At 37.9% G+C, this 11,077-nt stretch carries 9 protein-coding genes; 6 read left to right on the plus strand and 3 right to left on the minus strand.

The window, feature by feature from the left end:
- Positions 1-353: 353 nt before the first annotated feature.
- The 5 genes from AB1422_01450 (at position 354) to AB1422_01470 (ending at position 4,629) form a co-directional block, all read left to right on the plus strand.
- Positions 354-962 (plus strand): isoprenylcysteine carboxylmethyltransferase family protein, encoded by a 609-nt coding sequence (locus AB1422_01450; GenBank protein ID MEW6618011.1) that lies wholly within the window; start codon positions 354-356, stop codon positions 960-962.
- Between the two features lie 38 nt (positions 963-1,000).
- Positions 1,001-2,215, plus strand: coding sequence for an ATP-binding protein (locus AB1422_01455; protein ID MEW6618012.1), 1,215 nt, complete (start codon positions 1,001-1,003; stop codon positions 2,213-2,215).
- Positions 2,216-3,063: 848 nt separating this feature from the next.
- Entirely contained in the window at positions 3,064-3,645 is a 582-nt protein-coding gene (locus tag AB1422_01460; GenBank protein MEW6618013.1) for a Uma2 family endonuclease, read from the plus strand.
- 227 nt (positions 3,646-3,872) lie between these two features.
- Complete coding sequence (locus AB1422_01465; protein MEW6618014.1) at positions 3,873-4,100, plus strand: hypothetical protein; 228 nt, start codon at positions 3,873-3,875, stop codon at positions 4,098-4,100.
- On the plus strand, positions 4,075-4,629 hold the full coding sequence (locus AB1422_01470) for a nucleotidyltransferase (GenBank protein MEW6618015.1): 555 nt from the start codon (positions 4,075-4,077) through the stop codon (positions 4,627-4,629). The genes AB1422_01465 and AB1422_01470 overlap by 26 nt, the downstream gene beginning before the upstream one ends.
- Here the strand turns inward: AB1422_01470 and AB1422_01475 are convergent.
- Together AB1422_01475 and AB1422_01480 are read right to left on the minus strand one after the other, a co-directional pair.
- Positions 4,624-4,875, minus strand: coding sequence for a hypothetical protein (locus AB1422_01475; GenBank protein ID MEW6618016.1), 252 nt, complete (start codon positions 4,873-4,875; stop codon positions 4,624-4,626). The two genes, AB1422_01470 and AB1422_01475, sit on opposite strands and share 6 nt — an antisense overlap.
- A gap of 213 nt (positions 4,876-5,088) precedes the next feature.
- The gene (locus tag AB1422_01480; protein ID MEW6618017.1) at positions 5,089-8,679 is read right to left on the minus strand and encodes a hypothetical protein; all 3,591 of its coding nucleotides are present in this window, start codon (positions 8,677-8,679) and stop codon (positions 5,089-5,091) included.
- 847 nt (positions 8,680-9,526) lie between these two features.
- On the opposite strand from AB1422_01480, the gene glyA reads away from it, so the two are divergent.
- Positions 9,527-10,783 carry a serine hydroxymethyltransferase gene (gene glyA / locus AB1422_01485; GenBank protein ID MEW6618018.1) on the plus strand — a complete coding sequence of 419 codons (1,257 nt, stop codon included), beginning with the start codon at positions 9,527-9,529 and terminating at the stop codon, positions 10,781-10,783.
- A gap of 52 nt (positions 10,784-10,835) precedes the next feature.
- Here glyA and AB1422_01490 read toward each other — a convergent pair.
- Positions 10,836-11,077, minus strand: a 242-nt coding sequence (locus tag AB1422_01490) for a hypothetical protein (GenBank protein MEW6618019.1), incomplete at its 5' end; no start/stop codon positions are given.

Below are 11,077 nucleotides of genomic sequence, written 5' to 3' on the forward strand. Positions count from 1 at the left end.
TCCGCTCAACCCATTCATAATGTTCCAAATTGTAAACGGTCTCCCTATGCAGAATAAAAAAATACAAAAGAGGGTATTGAAAAAGTCTTCACACCCAACAAGGGATTAAAACTAATAAGTAATTATTCCTTGACAATTTCTCATCTACTCTCACCTAAGAATTTTTTAATTTTTCCCCCTTGACAAAATTGATGATTTGTGCTATACACATAATGTTATGATTTCAAGTAGAGAGATAAATAAACTCGTTTCCAAAAGATAATACTGGAAAAAGAAACTTATCCAGGTTATTGATTAAAAATGCAAATCCTGGCCTGTCCTGAATCGAGTTCAGCACAGTCAGGAATTGAGCGTTGATTTATCGTAAGCGTAAGGTGAATATGATGAGTTTACGCCAGAAACTGATTAATATCATCTATAGAATTGCAACTGGCAACAAAAAAGTTAAAATTCTTCTTACTCCCATAGGACCAATTTTCGTTTTTACCCTGATAGGAGTACTTATTATCATTTCACTCCAAATGGATAAATTTTTAAAGCTTCCTAAACTTCTTCCTGCATCATTAAATATCATCGTATCTGCACCTATTCTGGCTATTGGATTGTTTTTAATGGTTTGGTCAAACCTTCATTTTCTTAAAGCGAAAGGAACCCCTGTACCTCTTAACCCACCACCTAAATTAGTTACTACAGGACCTTATGCCTATGTTAGAAATCCTATGGTTACTGGTGGGTTTATTATATTATTTGGACTTGGTATTTTACTTAATTCAGTTTCTCTTACCTTTATATTCACTCCGATTCTTATCCTCTTGGCTGTGCTTGAGTTAAAGATAATTGAAGAACCAGAATTAGAGAAGCGTCTGGGTAAAGAATACATTGAATATAAGAAAAGGATACCTATGTTTATACCAGAAGCTTCATTGCCATTATGGAAGAGGGGAGATGAAAAAAACTTATGATATAAAGGTTGTTATCGTATATTTTCTTGACTTTTTATATGATAGTATCGTATAATATTAGAGGGGATAATCGCAACATGGTGATGGAAGATATTTTATATCGTTATAATCCCTGGTGGGAAGACAAATATGTTTTAGAGGGTATTATTGAAAGAACAACCCTTTTAGAATTGATGGAAAAATATTTTTCTTTGCCCCAAATTGTTTTTTTAACCGGCTTAAGAAGAATAGGGAAAACCACACTTTTAAAACTTTTTATTAGATACTTGATAGATAAGGAAGATATTGACCCCAAAAGGATTTTCTATATGAGTATGGATGATTACCTGCTTGCCAAAAAGAGCATTTTGGAAATGGTTGAGGAGTTTCGGGGTATTCACAAAATATCTTTTAAAGAGAAGATTTTTTTATTTTTTGATGAGATTACCTACAAAGACAATTTTGAATTACAACTTAAAAACCTTTACGATAGCCACAATGTTAAAATATATGTTTCCTCTTCTTCTGCCTCAGTTTTTAAAAGCAAAAAGGCATATTTAACTGGCAGAAATATGATTATTGAAGCCCTACCACTTGATTTTAAAGAATATTTACAATTCAGGGGAATAAACATTAGTAAGGCTGATGAGCAGTTAGTAAGGAGGCATTTTGAGGATTATTTAGGCACAGGCGGCCTACCAGAGTATGTGTTGCATGGGGATATGGACTATTTAAGAGAGCTTGTAGATGATATTATTTATAAGGATATAACTGCTTTTTATGGGATTAAAAATCCAAATATCCTTAAGGAATTCTTTGTTTTACTAATGGAGCGGGTAGGAAAACAGGTAAGCATTAATAAAATGGCTAATATTCTTAATATCTCTCCCGATACTGCAAAAAGATACCTCGTGATGTTTCAAGACACCTATCTTATTTACCTTGTCAGTCGCTGTGGTAAGACAAATGAAAGGATATTATCCCCCAAAAAGGTTTACGCTTCAGATTTAGGAATTAAAACATTGTTTAGCGGCCTTAGGGATAAAGGCAGTTTGTTTGAGAATTATGTCTATTTAAAGATTAAGCATTGTAATCCTTGCTATGTCTATGAAAAAGCCACAGAGATAGACTTTTTAACACAGAACAATACATTGATTGAGGTAAAGTATGGTAGTGAAATGACTGATAAACAATTAAATCTCTTCAATATATTTAAGGCAGATAAAAAAGTAGTGATAAGGGATGTCCAGGATGTAGAAAAATTTCTGCAATAAATTGTAGAGATTGAAAAGGGAAATTTCCTGACCATAGAAGGAAAGGGAGCTCCTGGTAGTAATGAATTTCAATCTATGCTACTTCAGGAAAAGTCGCTGACGAAAAATGGAGGTAATCGTTCAGTCCTTACTTGATTAGATGAGGGAGGGTGCGGGTTGGCCAGCACGATAGGTTTTGCACAGCCTTCAAAAAAATGCTTGACAAAAGAGCTGGTTCTAATTAAAATAATAATTATTATAACTATTTATCCAAATGAAATGTAGGCTCGGTTCTCAACATAAAAAATAGGATTTTCATTGGTGAACGGTAATGCTCGGAGATTAAGTATCGGTTCCAGGTCTATGTTCCGAAGCGTCAAATCTTGCCAAAGGCAGTAATACGGATTATCCGTAGCGCTCTGACCTGTTTTAGCGTGCCGTTCACCATTTTTACTACATTCACAGAAATCTCAAAGAATAGTAACTATTCAGCCACTGATTAACACGGATTAGCACGGATAAATACCAGAGGGCAGAAGACAGATGAGAAAAGGAGAAAGGGAGAAATCTGTGTTCTGTGCGGTAAAATCGGCGGACATTTTCAGGGGAAAGGAAGTTTCACGCAAAGAACGCAAAGGGAAATAAGGGAAAAAATTACCTTTGCGTCCTTTGCGTGAAAAAACTATTTTTAGGAGAAATTTCCACCCCCGCAATCCTCTCCGCCAGAGGGGAGATAAAAAATTAAAAATCTGTGAAATCTGCGTAATCTGCGGATTATTTTCAGGTCACGAATTTTCAGTGTTTCATCCGTGTCCATCTGTGGCTGAGTTGTTGACGAGCATTCAATTTTAGTAAGGAGGAGTTATTGAATGGGGCTTCCTGCAAAAAAAATAGAAGAGCGATTTACTTATGGAGATTATCTGAAATGGCCAAATGAAGAACGGTGGGAATTGATAGATGGAGTAGCCTATGATATGAGTCCATCTCCTTCAAGAAGGCATCAGGAAATAGTTGGAGAATTATACAGACAGATTTCAACTTATTTGTTGGACAAATCCTGTCAGGTGTATGTTGCCCCTTTTGATGTCCGATTGCCTGAGGCTGACGAGGCGGAGGAAGAGATAGAAACCGTAGTTCAACCAGATATTGTAATTGTTTGTGATACGAAGAAACTTGATGACCGCGGATGTCTGGGTGCCCCGGATATAATCATAGAAATATTATCCCCCTACACCGCCAAAAAAGACCTGATAACCAAATACCACTTATATGAAAGGCATAAGGTCAAACAGTACTGGATATTTGACCCGGTAACAGAAGAAACGATGATATTTAAACTTAAAGAGAATAAGTATGTAAAGCCTGAAGAATATAAAAAAGAAGAGAAGATACTAGTGGATATCTTTAAAGGTTTAGAAATAGATTTGAGCACAATATTCCCTGCTGAGTGAATACGAATTACACAAATGGACAAATGACATGAATAAAGAATAGAGTAGTTATTAACGAAAATTTCTCATAGAACAGATATAGCAACATGGTTGATGGTTTATAGTTTCATAGACTATCAACTATCAACTATCAACCATCAACAATACTAATGTGAACTTTTGGTTAATACTTACTATAAGCAGTACACAAAGGGGTAAGTTTCATACAAGAGGATGTGAAATTAAAGATGAAAAAAGGAAAAAATAAGGGGCTTTTGGATAAAAAGAGGTTTGAATGGATGGAGGAAGAAAGGATAAGGGAATTGAAAGCCCTATCTATTGAGCAAAGCACAGAAGCCCTTGAATCCCTTACATCGCCATCCATATTAAATGCCTTTTTAAATAATTTCTCATTGGACAATCCGTTATGTTTAAAGCTTGGATTAAAAAATGGATTCATTGCCGGAAACTTTTAGAAAAATAATATCGTTTCTTGAAGAAGAAAAATTCGACTATCTCGTCATTGGTGAATTAGCATCAGCAACCCTTGGAGAACCAAGAATGACACAAGATGTGGATATATGTCTATTCATAAAGAAATTAGAGGTAAAAGAATTTCTTCTGAAACTAAAGCAAGAAGGCTTTAGTTTTGATGAGAAGGGGATGATAAAAAGGGCAAAAGAAAGGGGGACATTTCAGGTTTTTTATGGGAATTTCCATATTGATTTTATTATTCTCTCAACCGATTTTGAAAAATCTGCTTTAAAAAGAAAACAGAAGATAAAACTCTATGGTATTGAAGCATCATTCCCTACACCTGAGGACTTAATCCTATTCAAGATTGTTCCGGCAAGACTGATGGATATGATGGATATAGAAAATATTGTCATAAGGCATTCAGGAAAACTTGATGAAAAATATCTTCTATCCTGGGCACAAAAGCTTTCAGATGAAGCAGAAGATATAAGGATATATAACGAGATAAAGAGATTGTTAAACTTATAAAATGGCAATGTAACTATTCACCACGAAGAGCACGAAGGACACGAAATGGAATTTAAGGTCTTGTAATTTTCGGTAGTGTCTGACAATAACTACAATTCTTTTAACCACAAAGATCACAAAGAATTTCACAAAAGAGTCAAAGATTTTTGAGAGAATAAATTTTTTCCTGAAAATAGGCTGAAGGGTATAGGCTGAAGTTTTGAACGCTGTTTCCTTCAGCCTTAAGCCTTCAGCCTTTATTTTCATCCTCCTTTGTGAGTCAGAGACTTATGAGCGTTTCTTTGTCTACTTTGTGGTTAATTTCAGAGACCATCTAATTTTCTTCGTGTTCTTCGTGGTGAATAGTTACATTCAATCTTAACAGAACACTATAATCTTTGCGTTCTTTGCGGTTAAAAGTGGCTATACCCCTGAACGGTTACAAAAACTGACTACGGGGATAGAACCTACCCTGGCTGATTAATCCCCCAATTCCTTTAGTTCAAACAAACTCAGGGTAGTATTCAGATTGGCAGTTAAAATGGTCTCCTGCTTAAGCGGATGGATGGCTATTCCTCTCGGTATCCAGGGAAGGTTGATGGTCTTCAGACATTCGCCGCTGGCTACCTCCCAGAGCTTTAAGGTCTTATCCCAGGAGGCAGAGAGGATGTATTTACCATCACCAGAAAATATGCCACTAAAAACTTCAGCTGAATGCCCCTTGAAGGTGCGAACCTCCTGACCCGTCTCTTTATCCCAAAGCTTTAAGGTCTTATCACTTGAGGCAGAGAGGATGTATTTACCATCACCAGAAAATACGCCACTTGTAACTGTAGCTGAATGCCCCTTGAAGGTGCAAACCTCCTGACCCGTCTCTTTATCCCAGAGCTTTAAGGTATTATCCAAGGAGGCAGAGAGGATGTATTTACCATCACCAGAAAATACGCCACTTGTAACTTCATATGAATGCCCCTTGAAGGTGCGAACCTCCTGACCCGTCTCTTTATCCCAGAGCTTTAAGGTTTTATCCCTTGAGGCAGAGAGGATGTATTTACCATCACCAGAAAATACGCCACTTGTAACTTCAGCTGAATGCCCCTTGAAGGTGCGAACCTCCTGACCCGTCTCTTTATCCCAGAGCTTTAAGGTATTATCCCAGGAGGCAGAGAGGATGTATTTACCATCACCAGAAAATACGCCACTTCTAACTTCAGCTGAATGCCTCTTGAAGGTGCGAACCTCCTGACCCGTCTCTTTATCCCAGAGCTTTAAGGTCTTATCACTTGAGGCAGAGAGGATGTATTTACCATCACCAGAAAATACGCCACTCCAAACTCTAGCTGAATGCCCCTTGAAGGTGTGAACCTCCTGACCCGTCTCTTTATCCCGGAGCTTTAAGGTATTATCACTTGAGGCAGAGAGGATGTATTTACCATCACCAGAAAATACGCCACTTGTAACTCCAGCTGAATGTCTAAGGTTAGGGGAGCCAAAGAAACCCACCAGTTCAGGTATTAAAGTAGCGTAGTAATTAAAGTGTTTATCATCAGCATCATATTCCTTTGAATCTAACTGAAGGATATTCTCGAGTCCTGTTGGGAGAACCTTTTCTTCTTTTCTGCGTAAGTTTCGCTTTTCTGTCTTCCAGTCCTCAATGAGGCGGAAATAGACCATCTGCTCCAATAAGGTATCCCTTGATGCGGCTAACTCAGGTTCTGCCTCAAATAAGGAATAATCCAGTTTAGAGAGTAATTCCCTATCTTCAAACCTGCTGGTGGCATTGAAGACACTGGCATATTCCTTGAGCTTACCGGGGTCATTTTCTCCAAGATAATTAGTAAATCGTGTCAGGAATTTATCCTTGACTGCTTTAAAATCATTGATGAGAGATTGGTGGCTGCGGATAAGGATTTTGTTTCTATAATCATCAGTCTGGTCACGAATAAACCCCTCTGCCTCTATCAAAATACGAAGCCCCATTCCATCCCTCTGCAACTGCTTACTGACTTGGTCATCCTTTTCCAGAGCAGAGATTGCCTTTTTTAGATTCTCAAATGATAAGGCAGAAAATAAGGGAAGAATCTCTAATGGGAATAATCCCTCATTAGTCATAAATTCATGAAAACGGTTTAAAAACTCATCTTCTGCTATTTTTGCCAGCCTTCTTGCGGCAAGAAATTCTAAGACAGAGAGATGGATAAAGGTATAGAAATTTGGTGCCTGAGTAATCCTGAGGAGGAAGTAACCTTCAATCAGATTCTTTAAGAGGTCATCAGCACTACTCCCAGCAGGTATAGTAGTGAATTGCTTGAGGATGTTGAGGATGACATCTTCCTTAAACCGAGAGACAAAACCTTCCCGATAGCCCTGAACTGCATGCCAGACCACCTCCTCTAAGGCATTGATTAAGGATGATAGTTCCTTATCATTTTCAATTGCCCTGGGGTCAAGGGTGAGATTAAATACTTCATCAATAGATTTTTGAAAATCAGGGTTCTTCAACCTATCCCAGATTCTGAGGAGGATAAATAAGGTGATAAAATGGAGTATAGTTGGTCTTCTGGCAAACTCACCTTTCTTTTTAAACCAGACCAGCACAAGGGTAGCTAATAGTGGAGTGTTGGCGATTAAGGCGACAACCTCTTGCTGGTTTACTGATGCCTGATTGAATTTTTGTAATAACTTTTTCTTTCCTTCAAAGAACTTCCTGCCCAGGTCTTGAAATTGGTCAACAGCAAGGGGATTGACAGAGGCAAGAAGGACATCTTCAGAGATTTCAAAAAAGGTGTGGTCGCGAGCAGTCAGGTAAATATGGGATTCAGGAGTAGATTTAAACCATAACTCGACCTTGTTTAATATCTGTTTCTGCTGAGATGTATTAGTCACCTCATCCAGGGCATCAAGGCAAAAGATTGCCTTTCCTCGACTTGCCCATTCTCTAACTGTTTCTGCCATTTTAGCCAGAGTTTGCTTCTCTTCAGCAGTGAGCTCCTTGTAACTCCTGCCGGGATAGATAAAAGCAGAGGTGACCAGGTCAACCAGAAACCCTTTTATATCTTTTTCTGAAGCGTAAGGGTAGTCCTGCTCCCATTGTTCAATATTGGGAATGGTGTGGCAGGGAATAAAGATGGGATATTTATCACTGTTAAATCCTTGAAAGCAGAAATACTTAAGTATAGTTGTCTTACCAACACCTGGTATCCCTTTGATAAAGAGGTGTGGACGACGCTCATAGATTTCATCACACTTCAGGAGATCTTTTTGTTCTGCTTTTTGAGCCTTCTGCCTGCCATACTTCTGAAAGTCGATGATATCCCATTCTTCTCTTCTTTCTTCTGATAGAACCGGGGCAGTTAATCTCAATTCTATGAACTGGTCTTCCATATTCAAGTCAGGATATAACCCGCCGAGTGTCTTTATCTTCTGGACATTCTGCTTTAGCTCATTCATCTTATCCAGGAGGGGGGTGGTGTCTGAAACAGAGAGTATATCTGGTGATAGCAAGACAGGCAGGATTAAAAGGTAGAGAGTAGTCGTGGTATCCCTGGCTACAAATGGAGTAAATCCAAAGCCTTTTGATGTTATGTCTGCACTAAACTGTTTGTAGAAGTCTGGTGAGACAACCATCTGTCCAGCCGTGGCTTCTTTCTCCATATCTTTAAATAGAAAGTCAATTTCACCGCCTGAGATGTCTATGATTTGTTGGTGGGAGTTATATTCGGCTTTAAATGAGCAGAAATGTGCTGCCAGCCGAAACTTAATGACAAAACCGCGGTGGATAGTTTTTCTTTCAGGGCTTATTGGAAACTGTTCTAATGCCTCTTGATAGAAATGAACTGCCTCTATCGGGTCATTTCCAATAAATAAACCAGCATCACGAATGTCCTTTATCCAGGTAAAGTTATACTTTGATGAGATAGACTTAATCTTTGTAAGAAATATATTTAGTGCCTCATCACAAATTTCATTACCAAGGTTTTGAATCTGCTTAGAATGGTCAACAACATCAAATAGTAAGACAATGCCGGATGCCGATTTCATAAATTCAAGTTCGTTTTCTGGATTACTCATTGTCTTCACCAGTCCCTTACCATAATAGTAAAAGTATAACCGTTCAGCCCTATATTATTTTCTGACAGGATTAACAGGATAAGATTTTATGTAACTATTCACCACGAAGAGCACGAAGGACACGAAGATTGGACAAGACAAATCTTTTTATGCTTTCTTTCAACCTTTCTACATTGAAATTTAGTAACTATTCACCATTCACAATTCACAATTCACCATTCACAATTTTTCCCCTAAATTTCCTTAATAATGGTGAATGGTGAATTGTCAATTGTCAATTGTGAATTATCACTCTTCACGGTGTCAAGCAAACCTGGCCCAAGAGTTCGATGCACCGCTATAGCGCATCCAATGACTCTATTCGATAATTCATCAAATTTCACTTCGTGTCCTTCGTGGTTTAATCTCTTTTAGTCTAACAAGGCAATAGGTTGTTCACCAGCGTTTTTTTTCCTTTCTTTGCGTCCTTTGCGAAATCTTCCTTTGTGCCCTTTGCGGTTAAATCTTTATACCCTTTATTCTTCTGATGTATCATCCGTTTCGCAATACCCTGAACGCTTACAGTAAAAATATATCATAACGATGTGATTTTGTCAATCGTTAATTACACCGGAGGCATTCGGGGAAGAAAAAAGCCTTGACATTTTGAATAATTTCAGTATAATATAGTCTAGCTCCGAGAGCGTTCTACATTTACCACTATTAAAACTTAAGTGAAGGTAGTGTTCTGTCAAAATTTCTATCTAAACTTTTGCGTTTTTTTTATAACTTACTGTTCTGCAAGAAGTTAGAGCCTGAATCCACAACAGGCTCAAAAACGCAAAAGTTAAGATATAATAATAAGACGATGAAGAAACCATTAGAGAATTTAGAAAAAGTTGACATGGAAATAGCACAACTTATTTACCAGGAGGCGAAAAATGAGGTTTATAATCTCAATATGATTGCCTCTGAAAATATGGTCAGTGAGGCGGTGCTTGAGGCTCAGGGTTGTCTGATGACCAACAAATATGCCGAAGGGTATCCCTATCGAAGATATTATGGTGGTTGTAGTTTTGTTGACCGGGCAGAAGAATTAGCCATATTAAGGGCAAAAGAACTTTTTGGGGCAGAACATGTCAATGTTCAACCTCACTCGGGTTCACAGGCAAATATGGCCGTTTATATGGCAATGTTAAAACCAGGTGATAAAATTATGGGTTTGAGCCTTTGTTGTGGCGGACATTTAACTCATGGCAGTAAGGTAAATTTTTCAGGAATTGTCTACAACACGGTTGCTTATAAGGTCAACAAACAAACTCAACTCATTGATTTTGATGAACTTATGAAAATAGCAAAAGAAGAAAAACCAAAGTTGATTGTTTGTGGTGCCAGTGCTTATCCGAGAATTATTGAATTTGATAAGTTTAGAGTCCTTGCTGATAGCATTGGTGCTTATCTTTTAGCAGATATTGCTCATATTGCGGGATTAGTCGCGGCAAAACTCCATCCTGACCCCATTGTGTATTGTGATTTTGTTACAACTACTACTCATAAAACCCTGAAAGGCCCTCGTGGTGGAATGATAATGTGTAAAAAGGAGTATGCGGATTTAATTGATAAAACTATCTTTCCCGGTATTCAGGGAGGACCACTAATGCATATCATTGCGGCTAAGGCAGTTTGTTTTAAAGAGGCATTGAGCCCGGCATTTAAAATGTATCAGCAACAAATTCTCTTAAATGCAAAGACATTAGCAAAAGAGTTAATGAGTCTGGGATTTGACCTTGTCTCTGGTGGAACAGATACCCATCTTCTCCTCATTGACCTTACTTCAAAAGGAATTACAGGTCAACAAGCAGAAAAAGCCTTAGAGCAAGCAGGTATCATTGTCAATAAAAATACCATTCCTTTTGAGACAAAAAGTGCAATGGTAACAAGTGGTATTCGACTTGGAACTCCGTCTTTAACCGCAAGAGGAATGAAAGAAGAACAAATGCGGCAAATAGCCTCATTCATTGCCGAAGTTATCCAGAATATTGGAAAAGAAAATGTAATTAAAACTGTCCGAGAAAAAACAATGGAACTTTGCAGTAAGTTTTTAATATATAAAGAGTTGCTGTAAGCATTCAGTTTTCAGCTATCAGCATTTTTAAACTTGACAGAACTGTACTCGATTACTCCAATATTTGGTAACCGTTCAGGGATATAGCCACAGAGTCACAGAGAACACAGAGGGAATATATAACCACGAATGAACACGAATAATAAAAAGATTTGTAGTGCGAGGCGTTAGCCTCGCTTCTGGCAAGCAGGAAAGCGAACCTAATTGCTTTTTCATAAATAGGTTCCTCTTTTGGGGAGAGCGATAGCAAGAAGAACTTTAATGTAAATATCAAAATGCAAATATCAAAATTAC

The sequence above is a fragment of the bacterium genome (assembly GCA_040757115.1).
In the GTDB taxonomy this organism is placed as follows: Bacteria; UBA9089; CG2-30-40-21; order CG2-30-40-21; family SBAY01; genus JBFLXS01.

What these genes read in the sequence shown, in the direction of transcription:
- AB1422_01455 (MEW6618012.1), top strand. Translation starts at nt 1,001, where the DNA reads ATGATAGTATCGTATAATATTAGAGGGGATAATCGCAACATGGTGATG.
- AB1422_01460 (MEW6618013.1), top strand. Translation starts at nt 3,064, where the DNA reads ATGGGGCTTCCTGCAAAAAAAATAGAAGAGCGATTTACTTATGGAGAT.
- AB1422_01465 (MEW6618014.1), top strand. Translation starts at nt 3,873, where the DNA reads ATGAAAAAAGGAAAAAATAAGGGGCTTTTGGATAAAAAGAGGTTTGAA.
- AB1422_01470 (MEW6618015.1), top strand. Translation starts at nt 4,075, where the DNA reads ATGGATTCATTGCCGGAAACTTTTAGAAAAATAATATCGTTTCTTGAA.
- AB1422_01475 (MEW6618016.1), bottom strand. Translation starts at nt 4,875, where the DNA reads ATGAAAATAAAGGCTGAAGGCTTAAGGCTGAAGGAAACAGCGTTCAAA.
- AB1422_01480 (MEW6618017.1), bottom strand. Translation starts at nt 8,679, where the DNA reads ATGAGTAATCCAGAAAACGAACTTGAATTTATGAAATCGGCATCCGGC.
- glyA (MEW6618018.1), top strand. Translation starts at nt 9,527, where the DNA reads ATGAAGAAACCATTAGAGAATTTAGAAAAAGTTGACATGGAAATAGCA.